Source organism: Rhodococcus sp. NPDC056516 (genome assembly GCF_042794655.1).
In the GTDB taxonomy this organism is placed as follows: domain Bacteria; phylum Actinomycetota; class Actinomycetes; order Mycobacteriales; family Mycobacteriaceae; genus Rhodococcus_F.
This window is the reverse complement of sequence record NZ_JBHTTG010000012.1, coordinates 81,651-102,790: the sequence shown is the minus strand read 5'-3', so window position 1 is coordinate 102,790 and position 21,140 is coordinate 81,651. Positions and strand designations below refer to the sequence as shown.

The 21,140-nt window shown below is 63.0% G+C and carries 21 protein-coding genes; 18 read left to right on the top strand and 3 right to left on the bottom strand.

The window, feature by feature from the left end; translation table 11 throughout:
- The first annotated feature begins 41 nt into the window (after positions 1-41).
- The 14 genes from ACFQ6Y_RS29850 to ACFQ6Y_RS29785 are packed head-to-tail and all read left to right on the top strand — an operon-like array spanning position 42 to position 14,345.
- Positions 42-593 (top strand): nuclear transport factor 2 family protein, encoded by a 552-nt coding sequence (locus tag ACFQ6Y_RS29850; protein WP_378449790.1) that lies wholly within the window; start codon positions 42-44, stop codon positions 591-593.
- A gap of 5 nt (positions 594-598) precedes the next feature.
- Entirely contained in the window at positions 599-1,846 is a 1,248-nt protein-coding gene (locus tag ACFQ6Y_RS29845; RefSeq protein ID WP_378640360.1) for a hypothetical protein, read from the top strand.
- A 26-nt stretch (positions 1,847-1,872) separates the two neighbouring features.
- Entirely contained in the window at positions 1,873-3,510 is a 1,638-nt protein-coding gene (locus ACFQ6Y_RS29840) for an acyl-CoA synthetase (protein WP_378640358.1), read from the top strand.
- 45 nt (positions 3,511-3,555) lie between these two features.
- Positions 3,556-4,809 (top strand): cytochrome P450, encoded by a 1,254-nt coding sequence (locus tag ACFQ6Y_RS29835; protein ID WP_378640356.1) that lies wholly within the window; start codon positions 3,556-3,558, stop codon positions 4,807-4,809.
- A 1-nt stretch (position 4,810) separates the two neighbouring features.
- A complete protein-coding gene (locus tag ACFQ6Y_RS29830; protein WP_378640353.1) occupies positions 4,811-5,584 on the top strand; it encodes an MlaE family ABC transporter permease in 774 nt (257 codons plus the stop codon).
- The gene (locus ACFQ6Y_RS29825) at positions 5,581-6,453 is read left to right on the top strand and encodes an MlaE family ABC transporter permease (RefSeq protein ID WP_378640350.1); all 873 of its coding nucleotides are present in this window, start codon (positions 5,581-5,583) and stop codon (positions 6,451-6,453) included. Before ACFQ6Y_RS29830 ends, ACFQ6Y_RS29825 begins: the two co-directional genes overlap by 4 nt.
- Positions 6,454-6,462: 9 nt before the next feature.
- Positions 6,463-7,632, top strand: a complete 1,170-nt coding sequence (locus ACFQ6Y_RS29820) for an MCE family protein (RefSeq protein WP_378640348.1) — start codon at positions 6,463-6,465, stop codon at positions 7,630-7,632.
- Entirely contained in the window at positions 7,629-8,651 is a 1,023-nt protein-coding gene (locus ACFQ6Y_RS29815; protein ID WP_378640345.1) for an MCE family protein, read from the top strand. Before ACFQ6Y_RS29820 ends, ACFQ6Y_RS29815 begins: the two co-directional genes overlap by 4 nt.
- The gene (locus tag ACFQ6Y_RS29810; RefSeq protein WP_378640342.1) at positions 8,648-9,670 is read left to right on the top strand and encodes an MCE family protein; all 1,023 of its coding nucleotides are present in this window, start codon (positions 8,648-8,650) and stop codon (positions 9,668-9,670) included. Before ACFQ6Y_RS29815 ends, ACFQ6Y_RS29810 begins: the two co-directional genes overlap by 4 nt.
- A complete protein-coding gene (locus ACFQ6Y_RS29805) occupies positions 9,670-10,932 on the top strand; it encodes an MCE family protein (protein ID WP_378640340.1) in 1,263 nt (420 codons plus the stop codon). Before ACFQ6Y_RS29810 ends, ACFQ6Y_RS29805 begins: the two co-directional genes overlap by 1 nt.
- Positions 10,929-12,062 (top strand): MCE family protein, encoded by a 1,134-nt coding sequence (locus tag ACFQ6Y_RS29800; protein ID WP_378640339.1) that lies wholly within the window; start codon positions 10,929-10,931, stop codon positions 12,060-12,062. Before ACFQ6Y_RS29805 ends, ACFQ6Y_RS29800 begins: the two co-directional genes overlap by 4 nt.
- A complete protein-coding gene (locus ACFQ6Y_RS29795) occupies positions 12,059-13,378 on the top strand; it encodes an MCE family protein (protein WP_378640337.1) in 1,320 nt (439 codons plus the stop codon). The genes ACFQ6Y_RS29800 and ACFQ6Y_RS29795 overlap by 4 nt, the downstream gene beginning before the upstream one ends.
- Positions 13,345-13,881 (top strand): hypothetical protein, encoded by a 537-nt coding sequence (locus tag ACFQ6Y_RS29790; protein WP_378640335.1) that lies wholly within the window; start codon positions 13,345-13,347, stop codon positions 13,879-13,881. The genes ACFQ6Y_RS29795 and ACFQ6Y_RS29790 overlap by 34 nt, the downstream gene beginning before the upstream one ends.
- 5 nt (positions 13,882-13,886) lie before the next feature.
- Positions 13,887-14,345, top strand: coding sequence for a hypothetical protein (locus tag ACFQ6Y_RS29785; RefSeq protein ID WP_378539753.1), 459 nt, complete (start codon positions 13,887-13,889; stop codon positions 14,343-14,345).
- On the opposite strand, the gene ACFQ6Y_RS29780 is transcribed toward ACFQ6Y_RS29785, so the two are convergent.
- Complete coding sequence (locus ACFQ6Y_RS29780) at positions 14,342-14,932, bottom strand: TetR/AcrR family transcriptional regulator (RefSeq protein ID WP_378640334.1); 591 nt, start codon at positions 14,930-14,932, stop codon at positions 14,342-14,344. The two genes, ACFQ6Y_RS29785 and ACFQ6Y_RS29780, sit on opposite strands and share 4 nt — an antisense overlap.
- A 265-nt stretch (positions 14,933-15,197) precedes the next feature.
- Between ACFQ6Y_RS29780 and ACFQ6Y_RS29775 the strand changes: the two genes are divergently transcribed.
- Positions 15,198-16,736: an FAD-binding protein gene (locus tag ACFQ6Y_RS29775; protein WP_378640333.1), complete on the top strand. Its 1,539-nt coding sequence runs from the start codon at positions 15,198-15,200 to the stop codon at positions 16,734-16,736.
- Between the two features lie 30 nt (positions 16,737-16,766).
- On the opposite strand, the gene ACFQ6Y_RS29770 is transcribed toward ACFQ6Y_RS29775, so the two are convergent.
- Positions 16,767-17,276 carry a MarR family transcriptional regulator gene (locus ACFQ6Y_RS29770; RefSeq protein ID WP_347872870.1) on the bottom strand — a complete coding sequence of 170 codons (510 nt, stop codon included), beginning with the start codon at positions 17,274-17,276 and terminating at the stop codon, positions 16,767-16,769.
- Between the two features lie 174 nt (positions 17,277-17,450).
- Here ACFQ6Y_RS29770 and ACFQ6Y_RS29765 point away from each other — a divergent pair, with 174 nt between their 5' ends.
- Complete coding sequence (locus tag ACFQ6Y_RS29765) at positions 17,451-18,233, top strand: dioxygenase (protein WP_283306787.1); 783 nt, start codon at positions 17,451-17,453, stop codon at positions 18,231-18,233.
- A gap of 39 nt (positions 18,234-18,272) precedes the next feature.
- On the opposite strand, the gene ACFQ6Y_RS29760 is transcribed toward ACFQ6Y_RS29765, so the two are convergent.
- Positions 18,273-18,731 (bottom strand): peroxiredoxin, encoded by a 459-nt coding sequence (locus ACFQ6Y_RS29760; RefSeq protein ID WP_378539725.1) that lies wholly within the window; start codon positions 18,729-18,731, stop codon positions 18,273-18,275.
- Positions 18,732-18,788: 57 nt separating this feature from the next.
- Here ACFQ6Y_RS29760 and ACFQ6Y_RS29755 point away from each other — a divergent pair, with 57 nt between their 5' ends.
- Complete coding sequence (locus ACFQ6Y_RS29755; protein ID WP_378449776.1) at positions 18,789-20,375, top strand: anthranilate synthase component I; 1,587 nt, start codon at positions 18,789-18,791, stop codon at positions 20,373-20,375.
- Positions 20,372-21,079, top strand: coding sequence for a TIGR02234 family membrane protein (locus ACFQ6Y_RS29750; RefSeq protein WP_214890297.1), 708 nt, complete (start codon positions 20,372-20,374; stop codon positions 21,077-21,079). Before ACFQ6Y_RS29755 ends, ACFQ6Y_RS29750 begins: the two co-directional genes overlap by 4 nt.
- Positions 21,080-21,140 lie beyond the last annotated feature (61 nt).

The following is a 21,140-nucleotide window of genomic DNA, read 5'->3' as shown; positions in this document are numbered from 1 at the left end:
CTGATTGCAGCGAATTCACGTACTCGAGGGAGGAAGTTCAGATGACCGGTTTCGACCGCGCAGAGCTCGACGAGATGGTCCAACGCTGGATCGAGGCGAACAAGAAGGCCGAAGCGGCCGGCGATTGGAAGCCGTTGGCGGACATGTACACCGAGGACGCCACGTACGGGTGGAACTATGGCCCCAAGCAGGATTTCATGGCGGTGGGGCGAGAGGAAATTCGCGAAGTCGCGCTCGGACTCGAGATGAAAGGCCTCGAAGGCTGGGAGTACCCGTATCAAGACTTCGTCATCGACGATCGAAGCGGCAACGTCATCGGTTTGTGGAAGCAGATTTCCGACGCCAAGCGTGAGGACGGGAGCAATTACTCCGTCTACGGTATCGGCGGAAGTTGGTTCCGCTACGGCGGAGATTTCCAATGGTCCTGGCAGCGTGACTTCTTCGACTTCGGGAACGTGTCGGCACTGTTCATGGAGATGATCGGCAACAACGCACTCTCGAAGGGGATGCAGGGGCGGATCCAGCGATCGATCTCGGGCGACCCCCTACCGGGTTGGTATCGCGTGGGAACCGCGCCGGTTCCGCTGTGGTGAGTCCGATGTCGGTGCGCGATTCCTTCGAGGCACTCTCGCAGCGCGACCTTGCCGTGCTGGTGCCCGAGTTGCTCCTGTGCGGGCAACTCATCGACCGCTCGGGCATGGCACATCTGATCGTCGAGTTCGGCCGCGAAGGAATGGCGCAGGTGGCCGTCGAGGAATGGGAATCGGCCAGTCCCTGGTACACCCGCCGCATGCAGAAGGCCCTCGGATACGAGGGCGACGACGTCGTGACCATTTTCAAAGGGCTGCAACTCGACATCGGCGCGCCGCCACAGTTCATGGACTTTCGATACCGGGTCGACGATCCGCTGCACGGTGAATTCTGGCTCGATCATTGCGGAGCGCTCATGGACGTCGAACCGTTGGGAGACGAGTTCGTCACTTCGATGTGCCACGACATCGAGGACCCGACCTTTGATGCGACTGCCATCGCGACCAACCCGCACGCCCAGATCCGCCCGATTCACCGACCACCGCGCAGACCCGCAGACCGACATCCGCACTGCGCCTGGACCGTTGTCATCGACCCGTCACACACTCCTCCCGTGATGACTGCACACACCGAGCAGATCGGACGCAGTGAAGCGGTGACGGTCGTGCTGAGCCCGATCGATCACGGCGGGGAAGGTAGGTCGGACTATTCGGGGCCGTTGTTGTCGGACCTGAGGTTCTCCGACTTCTCACGTTCGGCCTTGGTTCGTATCGCAGAGGAGATCTGCGTGCAGCATCACTTGTTGGCGTTGGGATTTCTGGCCGCGGTTCGCCGTCGTGCCAGTGAGGACAAGGCGCGCGAGATCACTCGCAAGCAACTCACGGGAATCGCAGGAGTGGCTGCACAGCGCATCCGAGATGCGCTCGGCCTTCCTTCGACTCTGGAATCGCTGGCGTTGGTCCTGTCCGTGCACCCCTTGCTCAGTCCGAAGCAGTACGTGGAGAGTGAGATTCGACCCGACGGCGATGCTCTGGAGCTGTGGATCTCGCGAGAAGGTCTCGTCGACCGCGACGGCGGTTGGCCGACCTTGCTCGGCAGCGGGCATCTCGATGCCCTCCAGGCGTTGGTTCGCGGAGTGAATCCGCACTTCACCGTGAGAGTGGTGGCCGAAGATGCCGCGGGACTCCTTCTAACCGTGGACATCACCGAAGCTCCGGCTCCGGAATGCGTCGAAGTAGCCATCACGAAGGTCAGTACCGGCGCGGCCTTCGTATTCGAAGATCGCGGAATTCCCTTGCCTCTCTTCGTCGTCTGAGTGACCGAACCCAAAGGACTCATCCAATGGCTTACACGTTCGCAGACCTGTTCGAGCAATCTGTCGACGCGATGCCCGATCGCCTCGCGCTGATCGTGTCCGGTGAGGAGGTGACTTACCGTGAGCTCGACGAGCGGGCGAACCAATTGGCGCACTACTTCCAGTCCGTCGGGTTGGGTGTCGGTTCGCACATCGGCATTCACCTGCACAACTCGATCGAGGCGATGGTCGCAGTCCTCGCGGCCTTCAAGATCCGCGGGGTTCCCATTACGGTGAACTACCGCTACACGAGCGACGAATTGGTCTATCTGTACGAGAACGCGGATCTCGAGGCGTTGGTTTTCCATCGTGGTTTCGCCGAACGAGTCGCCGAAGCCTTGCTGTCCACAGCGCGGGTGAAGCACGTCGTCGAGGTGCCCGACGAGCTCGCGCTCGGGAATGAACCGTCGGTTCCGAGGGCAGTGGCGTACGGCGATGCCCTCGGTGACCAATCCCCGCTTCGTACAGGTGAACACGCATTTCCAGAGCGTTCCGGCGACGACGTCTACGTTCTCTACACGGGCGGAACCACCGGACGACCGAAAGGCGTCGTCTGGCGTCAGGAAGACATCTGGCGGGTGTTGGCCGGCGGCTACGACTTCTATTCGGGAGAGCCGATCGCCGACGAGTACCAACAGTCGCGTGGTGGCGCAGCGGCAGCCGAACCCATGCGGTGGTGCATGCTTCCACCGCTTATCCACACGTCCGCGTTGATGCCGACGTTCAACGCGCTGTTCTCGGGCAACACCGTCATCTTCGAACCCAAATTCGATGCCGCACACGTCTGGCGGGTCGTCGCCGAATATCGGCCGCAGGTCATGGTCATCACCGGTGATGCCATGGGTCGTCCACTGGTCGAAGCCCATCGCGAATTGCAACCTGATGCGTCGAGCCTGGCTGTACTCGCGTCCGGCGCTGCACTCTTCTCCGGTTCGGTCAAAGACGCGTTCTTCGACGTATTTCCGAATCTGATGATCTCCGATTCGGTCGGTTCCTCCGAAACAGGCTTCGGCGGAATCGGATTCGCAACCAAAGGCCTCGAGCAGCGCGGAGGCCCCAAGGTGGGAGCCAACAGATTCACTGTCGTCGTCGACGACGACAACCGAGTGTTGGAGCCGGGCTCGGGCGGCGAAGGATGGCTGGCGAAACTCGGTAACGTTCCTCTCGGCTACTACAAGGATCCGGTGAAGTCGGCCGAGATATTCCGCGAGGTGAACGGCGCACGGGCAGTGGTGACCGGAGACCGGGCACGGATCGAGGACGACGGCTCGGTCACCCTCCTCGGACGGGGAAACATGGTGGTCAACACCGGCGGCGAGAAGGTCTTCGTGGAAGAAGTCGAAGCAGTGGTGAAGGCCCATCCCGACATCTACGACGCGACGGTGATCGGTGTTGCCGACGAGCGGTGGGGCAATCGGGTGGCGGCTGTGCTTCGCATCCGCGACGGTGTGGAACCGGATTTCGAATCCATCGAGAAGCACTCTCGCAGCCATCTCGCCGGCTACAAGATCCCGCGTTCCTTCTGGATCGCCGACGACGTTGTTCGAGCGCCGAGCGGTAAACCGGACTACCGGTGGGCAAAGGAGTTCTCGCAGAGCCGAGACCCTGCCCACCGGATCGACTAGCGCTCGCACGCCGCACCCGGCCCAATCCGTAAAGGAGCATCTGCAATGCCTGAGATCGACCTTCCCGACGGGTTCGACGTGACCGACCCCCAGCTGTACGGCGAGCGCGTTCCGCTTGCCGAATTCGCCGAACTACGACGGTGCGCTCCGGTCTGGTGGAACGCGCAGGAACCGGGCACCGGCGGATTCCACGACGGTGGTTGTTGGGTGGTCTCTCGTCACGCAGACGTTCGTGACGTCTCGTTGCGCAGCGAGGAGTTCTCCAGCAACGTCAACGGTTGTATTCCGCGCCACGAGGACAACATCTCCGCTGAGGAGTTGGAGGCAACCAAACATGTCCTGATCAACAAGGACGCCCCCGAGCACACGCAGTTGCGCAAGTTGGTGGCGCGCTTGTTCACTCCGCGGTCGGTGGAAGCGATGCGAGCCGGCCTCGAAGCGCGCGCGGAGGCCATCACGTCGGCCGCCGTAGCGGAAGGCAGCGGTGATTTTGTCAGCCAGGTCGCCAGTGAGCTACCCATGCAGGCGATCTCGGAGTTGATCGGTGTACCGCAGGACGGGCGTCGTCAGCTCTACGAATGGTCGAATCAGATGACGGGCTACGACGACGAGTCGCTCGCCGGCGAGTCCCGGATGGCGTCGGCGCAGATCTTGGGCTACGCCTATCAACTGGCTGAGGCGAGACGGGAGGAACCGCTCGACGACATCATCTCCCGTTTGGTGCATGCCGACATCGACGGACAGAAACTCACCCCGGAACAGTTCGGTTTCTTCGTCATCATGTTGGCTGTCGCCGGCAACGAGACTACGCGCAACGCCACGACGCTCGGCATGATGGCGTTTCTCGAACATCCGGATCAGTGGGAGCTGTACAAGCGTGAACGTCCGCGCACCGCTGCGGACGAGATCATCCGCTGGGCTTCGCCGCTCACGTCGATGCAGCGGACAGCAGTGGTGGACACACAGATCTCCGGCACCGCGATCGCGAAGGGGCAGCGCGTCGTACTGCTCTACGGCTCGGCCAACTTCGACGAGACCGTGTTCGAGAACCCCGACGTCTTCGACATCACCCGAGATCCGAACCCGCACCTCGCATTCGGGGGAACCGGGCCCCACTACTGCGTGGGCGCCAACCTGGCCAGAATGGAGGTCGACCTGATCTTCGGCAAGATCGCCGATCACATGCCCGACATCAGCAAACTCGGCGATCCGAGCCGGTTGTCGTCCGGATGGCTCAACGGAATCAAGGAATTCAAGGTCGATTACGGCAACTCCACGTCGTGTCCTTCGGGGCATTGACATGTACAGCGGAAAAGTTTCACTTGCCGGCCCGATGCGCGAACTCGGCCAGTTCTACCGGATGGGCGCCGATGTTGCAATGGGTTTGTTCCGCACCCGCTTTCAGGTCCAGGAGTTTCTCGAGCAGAGTTGGATGATCGCCAGGGTGTCGATCGTGCCGACGGTGTTGGTGGCCGTGCCGTTCACGGTTCTGGTGAGTTTCACGCTCAACATCCTGCTCCGTGAGATCGGCGCCGCCGACCTCAGCGGCGCCGGGGCCGCGCTCGGCGCCGTGACCCAGGTCGGTCCGGTGGTGACAGTGCTGATCGTGGCAGGCGCCGGCGCGACAGCCATCGCCGCCGATCTGGGATCGAGAACAATACGCGAAGAGATCGACGCCATGGAGGTGCTCGGGATCGATCCGATCAATCGGCTGGTGATTCCGCGGGTGGTCGCGTCGACCGTAGTGGCTTTGCTGCTCAACGGACTGGTCTGCGTCATCGGTATTGCGGGGGGCTACGCCTTCTCGGTGTTTCTCCAGGGCGTCAACCCCGGCGCGTTCGTCGAGGGAATCACGTTGCTGACAGGTCTGCCCGAGGTGGCGTTGTCGATGGTCAAAGCCGCATTGTTCGGGATGCTCGCGGGATTGGTGGCCTGTTATCGCGGGCTGTCGGTACGTGGTGGCCCGAAAGGTGTGGGGGAGGCCGTGAACGAAACGGTGGTGTATGCGTTCATGGCGTTGTTCGTCGTCAACACCATCGTCACCGCGGTCGGCATCCGATTGACGGCGGGGTGACCCCGGTGACCTTGTCGGACTCGCTCGCACAGATCGGCAAGTTCGGACGCACGCGCGCGCGGGTGGCCCGGGCGTCGCGCTCGATCGACGACGTCGGGCGACAAGCTGTCTTCTTCGCGCGCGCCATCGCTCACATCCCGTGGGCCATTCGCAAGCACCCGAAAGAAGTACTGCGACTCGTCGCCGAGATCAGCATGGGCACCGGCGCTTTGGCGGTGATCGGCGGCACCGTCGCAGTCGTGGGATTCTTGACTCTCGCCTCGGGCGGCACTATAGCGATTCAGGGTTTCAGCTCGTTGGGCAACATCGGAGTCGAAGCGCTGACCGGTTTCTTCTCGGCATTCATCAACGTGCGTATCGCCGCGCCGGTCATCGCGGGAATCGGTTTGTCCGCCACGATCGGCGCAGGTTCGACCGCACAGATCGGTGCCATGCGCATCAGCGAGGAGATCGACGCCCTCGAATCGATGGCGATCAGTTCGGTCCCGTACGTCGTCAGCACCCGCGTCACCGCAGGGATGATCGCGATCTTGCCGCTGTACTCACTGGCGCTCGTAGGATCGTTTCTGGCCGGAAGGTTCACCACGGTCGTGCTGTTCGGTCAGTCGTCCGGCCTCTACGACCACTACTTCACGACGTTCCTCGATCCGGTCGATGTCGCGTGGTCCTTCGTTCAAGTGCTCGTGATGGCACTACTGGTGATGTTGATCCACACGTACTACGGATACAACGCGTCCGGGGGACCGTCGGGCGTGGGAACTGCAGTGGGCCGCGGGGTTCGGCTCTCGCTGATCTGCGTCGTGGCGGTGACCCTGCTCGTCTCACTCGCGCTCTACGGCGGTTCCGGCAACTTCAATCTGTCCGGTTAGGGGGACTGCGTGCACAGATACGGCTACAAGTTGGCTGCTCTGGGCTTGGCTGCGGCGATCGTCGGGGTCATCGCTTTGTCGGTCGCGTCTTTCAACCAGGTGTTTGTCGCTCGCGTCCCGATCACGGTGATCGCGGAGCGCGCGGGGCTCGTGATGGATCCGGGCGCGCGGGTGAAGATGGCCGGGGTGACTGTGGGCTCGGTGGAGTCCATCACGCCGACTGACGACGCCACCGCGCAACTGTCGTTGTCGATCGATCCCGAAGCGCTCGAGTCGATTCCGTCAAACGTGGATGTGGCGATCACGTCGAACACGGCCTTCGGCGCGAAGTTCGTCAGTCTGTCCTCGCCGGAGCGGCCCGCGAGCACGCGCCTTGCCTCCGGGGCGACGATCGACGTTTCCCGGGTGACCGTCGAGTTGAACACCGTGTTCGAGAAACTGACCACCGTGCTCAGGACGGTGGATCCGGGCAAGCTCGATTCGACATTGGGCGCACTTTCGACCGCCCTGCAAGGACGCGGCGAACGCCTCGGTGTCGCACTCGAACAAGCTGATACGTCATTGGCCGAATTCAACACTGCACGTGAGGCGCTCGATCACGTGCTGACCGACCTGCCGACCGTCACGCAGACCTACCGCGACGCTGTTCTCGACCTCTTGGACACCCTCGACTCGCTCTCGACCACGGGTACCACTGTTCTCGACGAGCAGGAGAATCTCGACCTACTCCTGCTCAATGTGATCGGGCTGGCCCGCACCGGCGAGGACGTACTGGGAGCCAACGCCGACGGCGTCGACACCGTTCTTTCCCTGCTACGTCCGACGACCACTCTGCTCGAGGAATACTCCCCGGTGATTCCCTGTATGTTCCACGGTCTGCAGGAGAGCAAGCGGATCGGCGACGGCGCCTACAACGGTCAACCGGGCATCAAGATGTCGATAGGTCTGATTGCCGGAACGGAACCGTACCGCTATCCCGACGACCTGCCCAAGGTGGCGGCTACCGGCGGTCCGCAGTGTATGGGTCTCCCTTTGCGTGATCCGAACGTCAACGCGCCGTACCTGGTGACCGACACCGGGGTGAATCCGTTTGCGCCCGAGCGTCAACCGAATGGTGGGCAGCCGATGAACACGGTCCCGGACCTGATGAGCTATCTGTTCGGGACGGAGATCCGATGAAAGTTCGTGGGTACACCGTCAAGTTCGGGCTCTTCGTCCTGGTGATGATCCTCGTCAACGCCGGGCTGATCCTCGTGTTCGGCCAGATGCGGGGCGGCGACGCCAAGTCGTACTCGGCGGAGTTCGTCAACGCCTCCGGGCTCAGAGCGGGCGACAAGGTACGCATCGCCGGTGTACCGGTCGGCTCCGTCAGCTCGGTCGAATTCGGTGGGAATCATCGTGCCCACGTGAGCTTCAGCGTGGATGCGGGTGAGACCGTGACCACGTCGACGAGGGCCGCTGTTCGATATCAGGATCTGGTGGGCAATCGGTACCTCGAACTGCTCGACGACCCGGGAATCGCGGAACCGCAACCCGAGGGCCAGAGCATCCCCGTCGATCGCACCGCGCCGGCACTGGACCTCGATGCGCTACTCGGCGGCTTCAGGCCGCTGTTTCAAGCGCTGGACCCGGAGCAGGTCAACGCGTTGTCGATGTCCTTGCTCGACGTGTTCCAAGGACAGTCCGGAACTGTGGCTTCGGTGCTGGCGCACACCGGCTCGATCACCAACACACTTGCCGATCGTGACCAACTGATCGGCCGTGTCATCGACAACCTCGACGGCGTGCTCAGTGAATTGCGTAGCCGGGGTGGTCAGTTCAGTGACACTCTCGATCACCTACAGCAGCTGGTCAGTGGGCTCGCGGCGGATCGGGAGATGATCGCGAGCGCCGTCGACAGCGTGAACACCGCATCGGGTACCTTCGCCGATCTCCTTGCCGGAGTTCGCCCGGACATCGCCGGGAACCTGTCGAAACTGGATGCAAGCCTGACTCCGCTGATCGACCAGCAGAGTGAGCTCGATCGGATTCTCGCATCGATGCCGTCGAACTACAGGCAGTTGATCCGAGTGGGTTCGTACGGATCGTTCTTTAATTTCTATCTCTGCGGTATCGCGCTGAAAGTCGACGGGGCCGACGGCACACCGCTCACTGTCGATTTGGTGGACCAGACGACCGGAAGGTGTGCGCCCCGATGAGAGAGATGGCACAGAACCAGGCAGTACGAGTTGGCGTCGTGGGATTGGTCGTCACGGCAGCCGTCGTACTGGCGTCGTTGCAGTATCAGAACCTTCAGTTCTTGAAATCAGGCGTCGGATACAGCGCGGTGTTCGCCGACGCCGGCGGCCTGGCTCAGGGAGACGAGGTCAATGCCGCAGGCGTGAAGATCGGGACGGTGGACCGGATCGAGGTCGAGAACGGGCTCGCGCGCGTGGACTTCACGCTGGACGGGTCGATCGGTCTGGGGGAAAGCACGTCTGCGGCGATCACCACGATGTCCCTCCTGGGCAAGCGGGCTGTGTCACTCGATGTGGACGGTGTGGGAAGGATCGCGGTCGGCGGCGAGATCCCGGTCGAGCGAACGAGATCGGCGTATTCGCTGCCCGACGTACTCGGCGATCTCACCACGACCGTGGAGGACATCGATCTCGACCAGCTCTCCGAATCGCTCGACGCGGTGGGGCAGGTGATGGGGTCCAGTGCGCCGAATCTGCGGCCGGCACTCGACGGTGTCGCGCGGATCTCCGACAGCGTCAATCGACGGGACGAGATGTTGCGCGGCTTGTTGTCCGATGCAAACGACGTCGCCGGGACGCTGGCCGAACGTGGACCACAGGTCAATGCACTACTCGTCGACGGCAACGCCCTGTTGGGTGAACTGGATCGGCGACAGGCGGCGCTGGGGGAAGTGATCACGAACATCTCGGCGTTGTCGACCGAGCTGAGCGGACTCGTTCACGACAACGAGGCGCAATTGCAACCGGTCCTCGTCAAACTCGACACGGTTGTCGGGATTCTGCAGAACAACAAGGACAACCTCTCCCAAGGAATCGACGGTCTCGGCACGTACGTGGGCACGCTCGGTGACACCGTGGCCAGTGGGCCGTTCTACTACGCGTACGTCCAGAACCTGGTACCGGCTCAGTACACCCAACCCTTGATCAACGCGATGTTCGGGCTTCCGCCTGCGCCGCTACCGATTCCGGAGGTCAAGTGATGGGTGCAGCACACGTTCGTCCGTCGTCGAAGTGGCGCCGAATCGCCGCCGTCGGCGCAGGGATCATCGGCGTCGCAGTCATTGTCGTATCGGGATACGTTGTGCTGCAACACGTGCGCTACTACAACGTGACGGCATACTTCACTTCGACGACCGGACTGTACGTCGGTGACGACGTTCGTGTCGTGGGAGTCGACGTCGGTCACGTCACCGGCATCACCCCCCAGGGAGACCGGATGCGCGTCGAACTGACACTGGCACGCGAGGTTCCGGTGGCCAGTGACGCAAAAGCGGTGATTGTCGCGCAGTCTCTGGTCTCGGCTCGCTTCGTGCAGTTGACGCCGGCGGTGACGGACGGCGGCGATGCTCTGGCCGACGGGGCGGAGATCGGGCTCGACCGCACGGCCGTCCCGGTGGAATGGGACCAGATCAAGGAACAGTTGGGCCGGGCAGCGGATGCATTGGGCCCGAACGGAAACGATCGGGGGCCTGCCGCCAACTTCCTGGACGGTGCCGGATCTGCACTCGCGGGCAATGGCGAAGCTCTGGGACGCTCGGTGACCGAACTCTCGGAGGCGATGAGCACGCTCGACGAAGGCGGCGCCGACCTGTTCGGCACGATCCGCGGTCTGCAGACTTTCACCACTGCACTCGCGGCAAGCGACGAACAGATCGTTCAGTTCCAAGGTCGGCTGGCGAATGTCACGAGTGTGCTCGCCGAGAGCCGGACGCAATTGGCGCCTGCTCTCGCCGATCTGGATGCGGCCGTCGGCGACGTGCGGCGATTTGTCGAACAGAACCGAGTTGGACTGACGGAGCAGGTCGCGAAGTTGGCCGACGTGTCGCAGGTGCTGGTCGACAAGCGCGCGGGCTTGGAAAAGGTGCTGCATCTGGCTCCGACGGCGTTGTCCAACTACTACAACGTGTACCGGCCGGCGCAAGGAGCAATGGTGGGTGTGCCTGCATTCCAGAACGTGGGTAATCCGATCGACTTGATCTGCGGCGGAATCGCCGGTCTGGCCAACGACACCTCGAAGAAGGGTGCGGATTTGTGCATCGAATACCTCGGCCCGTTGCTCAACACGATCAAGGCCAACTATCCCGACCTGAGCATCAATCCGACCCGGGCGCTCGGCGCTCTTCCGGATCAATTGGTGTACAGCGAGCCTGGTCTGGAACCGACTGGCGCCTTGGGCTTTCCGACGGTACCGGTTGCGTCGAGTCTGACCGGACTGATCATGCCGTCGACAGGATCACGATGACTGCCCGCTGGTGGGGAACAGTGTGTGTGGCGGCGAGCGCCGTGCTCGTTCTGACGGGTTGTCAATGGAGCGGGCTGAATTCGGTGTCGCTGCCAGGCGCGGCCGGCCGCGGTGAGGGAAGTTTCTCGGTCGTGATCGAGATGCCCGACGTCACGTCGATAAGTCCCAACTCTCCGGTCATGGTCAACGACGTGACGGTCGGAAGTATCAGTGCGATCGAGACCGACAACTGGCACGCACGGGTGACGGTCGCACTCGACGGTTCGGTGTCCCTGCCCGCCAATGCGACCGCCAAGATCGGCCAAACCAGCCTGCTAGGGTCCAAACACGTTGCGCTTGCGCCGCCTACCGAGGTAGCACCGGAAGGGCGGTTGTCGGAGGGATCGGTGATCCCCCTCGCGTCGGCCGGCGTCTATCCCACCACCGAGGAAGCGTTGACGGCACTGTCATTGGTCCTCAACGGCGGCGGGCTCGCTCAGATTCACAGCATCACCACGGAGCTGAACACGGCGCTCGGCGGACGGACCGACGCGGCTCGCGACCTGCTGAGTCAGATGGATACCGTGACCGAAACACTCGACCGCCAACGTGATGCGATGGTCACGACCATGGAGAATCTCGACGTCTTCGCCGGTGAAATCACGGCCCAGAGAGATGTTCTCGGTCAGGCCTTGGAGACGCTCGATCCTGCCTTGGCGGAACTGAGCGCCCAGCGCGTGAGCCTGACCACCGCGCTCGATGCGGTCGGTAGGTTCGGGGACGTCGGGACCGATCTGGTCGATCGGACCCGCGACGATCTGAAAGCCAATTTGAGCTCCTTGGAATCGACGCTGCAGAAGGTGGTCGAAACGGGGCCGGACCTGATCAACAATTTGGGCAACCTGAGTACCTTTCCCTTCCCTCAGACGACCATCGACGACGGAATGCGCGGCGATTACACCAATCTGTGGGCGCTGATCGACCTCACGAGCAATCGTCTCCAGTCGGGGCTCGGCTTCGGCACTCCGTTCGGGGCGCCGCAAACCCCCGTGGAGAACGGAATCCTGGTAGATCCCTTGACCGCCCCACTGGGCACATGGCAGCCCGCCCCCCTCGGTACAGGGCAGACCGCCCAGGGCGGTGGACGATGATTCTCACGAAGTTAGTGCGAAGGCAATTGACGATCTTCGCGATCCTCGCCGTGATAGGCATGAGCGCGGCCGCGATCTCGTATCTGAGAGTTCCGACGATGCTCGGAATCGGGCGCTATACGGTGACAGTCGAACTGCCCGACGCCGGCGGTCTCTATCGCAACGCGAACGTGACGTACCGCGGCGACATCATAGGTCAGGTCAGGTCGGTGCGTCTCTTTCCGGGAGTTGTGCGCGCCGAATTATCCTTGGAGAGTGCGATTCCCGTTCCCGCCCGCGAGCTGACGGTAGCGGTGCGAAGTGTGTCGGCCATCGGCGAGCAATACGTCGACATGCAACCGAGTACCGCTGACGGACCCTTTCTGGCCGACGGAGACGTGATCGGCCCCGACGCTGTCACGATCCCGACCGAGATCGGACCGGTCCTCGATCAGGCGCAGGCGATGCTCGCATCGGTACCGCAGGACAAGTTGCGATCGGTGATCGACGAGTCCGCGGCAGCGTTCGGTGGCAGGGGAGAGGACCTGGCTCGGCTGCTGGATTCGACCACCTCGTTCGTCGATCAGATGTCTGCTGCCACAACCCCGGCCACGACGCTCGTACAGCAGTTGGATCCGCTCCTTCAGACCCAGGTGGTGACGGGCGACCAGATCCGCCAGTGGGCGTCCAGTGTCGCTCAGCTCAGTGGGCAGTTGGCGGTCGCGGACGGCTCCGTGCGCAACATCCTCGAGACCGGACCGGGCCTAGCGACCGAGGCCGACTTGCTCTTTCAAGGCCTGAAACCCACTTTGCCTGTGTTGCTTGCCGATTTCACCAGCACCGCTCAGGTGGCCCTGACCTACAACGCGGGGTTGGAGCAGGTACTGGTCATCCTGCCGCCACTGGTCGCCGCTCAGGAAACCGTTGTCCAACGCGGGCAGGTGGACGGCGCCGCGAACGTCAACTTCCACCTCCAGGCGCAGGACCCTGCGGCCTGCTCGACCGGCTACCTTCCGGCCGATCAGCGACGAGACCCGACCCAGATGAGTGTCCCGGACACCCCGGCCGACTTGTACTGCAAAGTTCCGCAGAACTCGGTCTTCGCAGTTCGTGGATCCCGGAACATTCCCTGTATGGAGGTACCGGGTAAACGAGCACCGAGCCCGGAGATCTGTCGAAGCCCAGATCCGTACGTCCCCTCGGGAACCAATGCGCCCGGCGAGTTGTACACGGGGCCAGACGGAGTCGACTATCAACACACGGAATTGGCTCCTGCTGCTTCCGATTCGGGGGAGGGTGAGCCGTGGCAACAGTTGCTGACGCCGACGAATCGCTGAGGGGCGAGGTGCTGGAGCCGGTCAGAGGGAAACGCGGTGTTCTCACTGCCCTGGCATGGATCGCACTCGCGGCTCTGAGCGCAGTTGTCGTCTTCGGTGCTCTGGCAGTTCGATCCGACCGGGCGCGAGAGACCCAGCGTCAAGAGTACGTCGACGGTGCGGTCGCAGGAGCCCTCGCTCTGATCGACGTTCACTCCGCCACAGTCGACGAGGATCTCGAGACGCTGCAGTCGCTGAGTACGGGAACCTTTGCCGACGAACTGAAGTCCGGCGAATCTGCGTTCGTCGCGTCCATCCGTGATTTTGCCGTCGAATCCGACGGGCGTGTCGACACCGCAGCCTTGGCATCGGAATCCGGTAACTCGGGGGTGGTGCTGATCGCGGCATCTGCTCAGGTCGGCAATTCAGCGGGAGAGTCTTCGGCGCGCACCTACCGTCTGCGCGTCGGTGTCGAGGACGTCGACGGGCGGATACTGATGTCGAGTGTGGAGTTCGTGCCGTGAAGCGCATGGTCATGGCGCTTGCAGCGTTGGTCTTGATGGGAGTCGGCGGCACTGCGATCTGGAGTCACCACCGTTCGGGGGACGCTGAAACCGCACGTGTCGAGGTGATCGGTGTGGCGCCCACGCTCGTCGAGAAGCTCCTGAGCTACAACAGCGATACCGTCGACGACGATCTCGCACGAGCGGCCGAAGGCGCCGGCGGATCGTTTCAGGACAGTTTCACCGAATTCGGATCGAAAACAGTTGCCCCACAGTCGAAGGAGCAGGGAATCAGCACGAAAGCCCGAGTCGTCGATGTCGGTGTGCTCTCCGTTGCCGCGGACCGCGCAGAAGTGCTCGTGTTCGTCGATCAGATCACGACGAGTACCGTGCAACCGGCACCTGCGTCGACGTCGAGCCGAGTCGAGGTGACGCTCGATCGAGTCGAGGGAACATGGTTGGTGAGTGCCATGACTCCGGTCTAGTGGAGGTTGTCGCGACCGGACATGATCAGCCTGGCGGTGACTTCGAGACGATCTGCGATCTGCGAATACGACTCGTACCCCATGCCTGCTCGGACTAGCGCTCCGGACCAGGAGATTTCGAGTGCTTCGAGCACGTCGGGATCGTACGACGGACCCAGTGCCTCGATGAGCCGCTCGCGGATGTTCTTGCCGATACGTCCGCGGAGGTGTTCGACGTCGGGATCGTTGCCCATCATCGCCGTGGTCACTGCCGCGGCCAGCTCCGGTTCGTCGGAGACGAGCAGTGCGACGCTGCGTAGAACCGAACAGACCTGCGCTTCCCGTTCCGCCTCGGGGGAGGGCTCGTGGGGTACCGCGTCGAGGCGACGCCAGAACAGTTCTGCCACAAGGTGACTCTTGGACGAGAAATAGGTGTATGCCGTAGCCGCGGCGACACCGGCCTCTGCTGCCACCATCCGCACGGTCAGATCGGCAAACCCTTTGTCGCGCAGGACCGTGATCGCTGCCGCGGTCAATCGATCGACGGTTTCGGCTTGCTGCTGGGTCAGTCGGCGGCGAGTGGACTCGAACTTGGTCTTACCAGACATGTGTCCAGACACTACGGGATCAGACCCATGCGAGCAAAGTGTGCGCTATCTCCGCATGTCTCGCTCCCGCTCGGTGTCATGTCTCGCTCCCGCTCGGTGTCATGTCTCGCTCCCGCTCGGTGTCATGTCTCGCTCCCGCTCGGTGTCACGTCTCGCTCCCGCTCGGTGGGAGAGAATGTCGAACCCCCGCGATCGCTAAGTCCGTGTGTTAGAACGATTTCTAGAACATGTTCGGAAATTGTGCCCAGAATCAGAGAGGCTGACGATGACGAAGTGGGACGAGACGTGCGACGTACTCGCTGTGGGATCAGGCGGTGGACTTACCGGCGCGTACACGGCAGCCCGCGAAGGCCTCGACGTCATTGCGATCGAAGCAACCGACAAGTACGGCGGAACAACGGCGTACTCGGGCGGCGGCGGAATGTGGTTCCCGTGCAACGCTGTTCTCCGCCGCGGTGGCGACGACGACACCATCGAGGATGCGCTGGAGTACTACCGATCAGTGGTGGGTGACCGTACGCCCGCCGACCTTCAGGAAGCCTACGTTCGAGGTGGCGCCGGGTTGATCGACTACCTCGAGGAGTACTCGAACTTCGAATTTCAGATACTGCCGTGGCCTGACTACTTCGGTGAAGAGCCCAAGGCTCGAGCGAGCGGACGGCACATTGTTCCCAAGCCGATGAACGCGAACAAGCTGGGTGCGCTTCGTGATTCGCTTCGTCCGCCGTTGGCGACGGAACGGCTGGGGGAGGAATTGCCGAAGTACCTCGTCGGCGGCCAGTCGTTGATCGGTCGATTTCTGTTGGCTCTTGCGGAACTCCCGAACGCCACCATGCACCTGAAGACCACTCTCGAGGAACTGGTTGTCGAGGACGGAGTGGTGGTCGGAGCCGTCGTCGATCGAGATGGTCGGCGTCGAACCATTCAGGCACGCAGAGGAGTGATCCTCGCCGCCGGTGGATTCGAGCAGAACGAGACCATGCGTGCCGAATTCGGTGTCCCCGGATCCGCTCTCGACACGATGGGCTGCCCCGGCAACCTCGGGAAGGCGCACCAGGCGGCGGTCGCCGCGGGTGCCGACACCGACCTGATGGGCGAGGCCTGGTGGTCGCCGGGACTCACCCATCCAGATGGGCGCTCCGCGTTTGCGCTGTGGTTCACGGGCGGAATTTTCGTGGACGACAACGGTTATCGGTTCGTCAACGAATCTGCGCCGTACGACCGATTGGGCCGCGCCGTCATCGAACACATGCGGGCTGGGAAAGTAACCACGCCGTATTGGATGATCTATGACAGCCGGGAAGGCTCAGTGCCGCCGGTGAAGGCACCCAACGTCCCGTTGGCTCCGTCGGAGCAGTACGTGGATGCCGGATTGTGGAAGAGCGCCGAGACACTCGAAGACCTTGCCTCCCAGATCAATGTTCCCGCGGAGAATCTGGTGGAGGCCGTGAAGCGGTACAACGCATTGGCGGCAACCGGCGTCGACACGGACTTCGGTCGAGGAGGTACCGCGTACGACCGAGCCTTCTCGGAGGGCGCGTCGCCGCTCGTCCCGATAGATCGGGGACCGTTCCACGCCGCTGCTTTCGGTATCTCCGATCTCGGAACGAAAGGTGGTCTACGTACCGACGCGACCGGGCGCGTGCTGAAGACTGACGGGACGGCCATCGCGGGGTTGTATGCGGCCGGAAACACGATGGCAGCGGCCAGCGGGACGGTGTATCCGGGCGGTGGAAACCCGATCGGTGCGAGCATGCTGTTCAGCCACCTGGCTGCGCTGGACCTGACGAAGCCGCCGTCGTAGGCAGCAGTCGCCCGTTTCGGGACTGGCTGATCAGGCCTTGCCGAGTCCGGCGGCGATTCCCTTGTCCAGTTGGGTGAGCATTGCCGTACCCAGGGACGAAAGCTGGGCAACCTGGCGATCGTCGAGGCCCTCGAAGAGCAGGCCTTGGACAGACGCGACGTGCGGTGGCGCGGCCGCGACAACCTTTGCCATGCCTTCGTCGGTGAGTACCGCGTTGGATCCACGGCTCCCGCGGATGACTTCCCGTTTCACCCAGCCGGCCTTCTCCATCTTCGTGATGACGTGAGAGAGACGGGACAGGGACGCGTTCGCGCGCTGCGCCAGTACCGACAACTGGAGTTTGTGGTCGGGGGCGTCCGAGAGTGCGGCCAGCACGAAGTACTCGAAGTGTGTGAGTGCCGAATCTCGTTGCAGTTGAGTGTCGAGTGCGGCCGGCAACCGAGTCACGAGAGCGATCAGTGTCAGCCAGGCTTCCTGCTGCTCGGCTGTGAGCCACTTCGTCTGAGACTGCGCGTCGGTCTGCGCGGTCGGTTCACTCATCGGTGACTTCTCCTTCGGGTCGAGCATTCTTCTTGCACAGAGCGTGCTGGTGTACAGCGTCTCAGACGCATGTCCAGAAGAATCTTGCGGGGAATAGTTGCGGGACGCAAGTGTTGAGTTCTATATTAGGTTGAACCTTCAACTTACGACGAATGTCTATCCCGAGGAGTCCGTATGTCCACCACGACAATGCCTGCGCTGTATCTCAGCCACGGTGCTCCACCCCTGGTGGACAGTGCGTTGTGGGTCGAGCAGTTGGGGGCGTGGGCCGGCGATCTTCCGAGACCGACGGCAATTCTCGTCGTCTCGGCGCACTGGGAATCAGCACCGCTGACGATCGGATCGACGACAACGGGGACCCCGCTCATCTACGACTTCGGCGGTTTTCCCGAGAGGTTCTACCGCGCGAAGTACAACTCTCCCGGCGCTCCGGACCTCGCCGCACAGGTCGCCGCATTGATGCCGGACAACGAACGGGTGGTTCAGCAGCCGAATCGGGGCCTCGATCACGGTGCCTACGTGCCGCTCACGGTGATGTACCCGGATGCGGACATCCCGGTCCTGCAGATTTCGCTGCCCACTCTCGACCCCGAGCGTTTGCTCCATCTCGGTGAGCGCCTACGGCCCCTCCGCGAGCAAGGTGTGCTGATCGTGGGATCAGGATTCACCACGCACGGGCTACCGTTCCTGCGCGATCCGTCGCCGGAAGCGCAGGCCCCGGGATGGTCGGCGGAATTCGATGCGTGGGCAGGGGAGAGGTTCGCTGCCGGTGACGTCGATTCGTTGATCGACTTCCGCGCCCAAGCTCCCGGGATGCCGTACGCGCATCCGACCATCGAGCACTTCGCCCCGTTGTTCGTCACGCTCGGTGCGTCGTCCGATCCGGAACAGGTGCCCACCCAGGTGATCGACGGATTCTGGATGGGACTTGCGAAGCGCTCGATTCAGGTCGCCTAGAGATTCTTGTAGCCCGGAGAATCGGGTTGCCCAGGGAAGTCAGCTCCGATTGCGAAGGAACTCGAGTGCCTGGTCGCCGTGTGTGTTGGCGCGCAGCTCGCTCGAGATGACTTTGAGAACGGTGCGGTCGGTGTCGATCACGAAGGTCGAGCGTTTGACCGGAGCCAGCTTGCCCAGAAGCCCGCGCTTGACGCCGAACTGTTCGGCTACCGCGCCGTCGGTGTCGGCAAGCAAGGGGTAGTCGAACGACTGTGCGGTTGCAAAGGTTGACTGGGCTTCGACCGTGTCGGTGCTGATGCCGGCCCGCGAAGCGCCCACCGCCGCGAATTCGCCGCCGAGGTCACGGAAGTGGCACGCCTCGGCGGTGCACACCGGCGTCGAGGCTGCCGGGTAGAAGAAGAGGACCAGGGGTCCGTTCTCGAGCAGGCTCGTCAGCGAGCGCGGAGTTCCGTCCTGGTCGGGCAGCGAGAATTCGGGAGCGAGTTGGCCTGGTTTCATTCGGCCGAGGTTACCCGCGCACGACGACCGCGTGGGGGAGCCTGGGATGATGGAGCCATGCACGGCGAGCCCACCTCCATGTCCGCACGGTCGTCCGACACCGCGATCGTCGGTGACGCGTCCGATTCCACCACCACTCGGGAGCAGTTCCGTGCTCTCGCAGCCGAGCACCGGGTCGTACCGGTCACTCGGAAAGTGTTGGCGGACTCCGAAACTCCGCTCTCGGCATACGAGAAGTTGGCCGGCAATCGTCCCGGCACCTTCCTGCTCGAGTCGGCCGAGAACGGTCGTTCGTGGTCGCGGTGGTCGTTCATCGGCGTCGGAAGCCCGGCCGCACTGACCGTCGTGGACGGAGAAGCCGCCTGGTACGGCAATGTTCCCGCCGGCGCTCCGGCCGGCGGCGACCCGATCGACGCGCTCGGTGCCACCCTTGAACTGCTTCGTTCGGAGCGGCTACCCGACCTGCCCCCGCTGACCGGCGGAATGGTCGGATTCCTCGGCTACGACGCGGTGCGGCGACTCGAGAAATTGGGTGACTCCGCGGTCGACGACCTGCAGATCCCCGAGATGGTCATGCTGCTCGCTGCCGACATCGCCGCAGTCGATCACCACGAAGGGGCGATCACCCTCATCGCCAATGCCGTCAACTGGGACGGCACGGACGAGCGTGTCGACACGGCCTACGACGACGCGGTCGCGAGGTTGGACGCGATGACTCGCGCTCTCGCGGCGCCGGCGAAATCGACCGTCTCGACCTTCTCGAAAGCAACTCCGAACTACCGCCGTCAGCGCACCACCGAAAGTTTCGGTGTCGACGTCAAGAAGCTGATCGGCGACATCGAAGCGGGCGAGGCATTCCAGGTAGTGCTCTCGCAGCGATTCGAGATCGATTGCACTGCAGCGCCGATCGACGTGTACCGGATGCTGCGCGCGTCGAACCCCAGCCCGTACATGTATCTGCTCAATGTGCCGAACGGTGATGGTGAGACCGCGTTTTCGATCGTCGGTTCGAGCCCCGAGGCACTGGTCACGGTCGCCGAGGGTGTCGCGACCACGCACCCGATCGCGGGAACCAGATGGCGCGGTGCCACCGAGGAGGACGACATCCTGCTGGAGAAGGATCTCCTCGCCGACGAGAAGGAGAACTCCGAGCACCTCATGCTCGTCGATCTCGGGCGCAACGATCTGGGTCGTGTCTGCCGACCGGGCACGGTGAAGGTGCACGACTATCGGCACATCGAGCGTTACAGCCATGTCATGCATCTCGTCTCGACCGTCACCGGTCATCTGGCCGAGGGGAAGCACGCTCTCGACGCGGTGACCGCATGCTTCCCCGCTGGAACCCTCTCGGGCGCGCCCAAAGTGCGGGCAATGCAGTTGATCGAAGAACTCGAGCCCACCAGGCGGGGAATCTACGGCGGCATCGTCGGCTACCTCGACTTCGCCGGCGACGCCGACACCGCGATCGCTATCCGAACGGCATTGATCAAGGACGGGGTCGGATACGTCCAAGCGGGCGCCGGCGTCGTGGCCGACTCGGATCCCGTGTACGAGGACACCGAGGCACGCAACAAGGCGATGGCAGTACTGAGCGCCATCGCGTCGGCGCACACCCTGCGCACCATCGGAGGTGACGACCTGTGAGTGAGAACGAGTCGATTGCAGCGGAGCAGCCTACAAGCGCTTCTCGTGGCACCGCTGTGCCGAGAACGCTTCTGCTGGCGTTGTCGGCGGCAGCTTTGTGGGGCAGCTCACGAATGACGTGGGTTCATCTGACCTCGAGTGACGGCAAGACGCTGGAGCGGACGACGGACCTCGACGGCAGCACGTGGGCGGCGGCGATGACTCCACTCGCGCTTGCGCTGCTGGCGGCTATCGCGGCTTCGTTTGCGGTGCGAGGTTGGGCCCTGCGGGTAGTCGGACTGTTGGTGGCACTCGTCGCAATAGCGGTTGCGGTTCCGGCGGTGCAGTTGTTGGTTTCCGGAGCTTCTGCGGATCGAGCGGTGGAGTTGGCCGAGTTGTCCGGTCACCCGGAAGACCTCTCGACGACTGTTTCGGTACTGCCTGCGCTGCTGGCCTTGGTCGGAGCGGTGGCGGCGCTCGGTGCGGCAGTGCTCCTGATGCGCAAACCTCCAGTGCGAGGCGGGTTGTCGTCTAAGTACGACAACCCTGCTGCGCGTCGGGAGGCGGCCGCAAAACTGGGCAAGGCTGACACCGCCGCATCGGACGAGCCTGTGACGCAACGGATGTTGTGGGACGCGCTCGACGCCGGAGAGGACCCGACAGTCGCCGACGGGGACGACGGAGCTGGGGGAGACAACGGTGCGAAACCGGGTTCGTCGCACTGAGTAAGACTGAACCCTCACCTGCGTGGGTACCCCGACGGAGTAGCAAAATTTCGTCCCACTA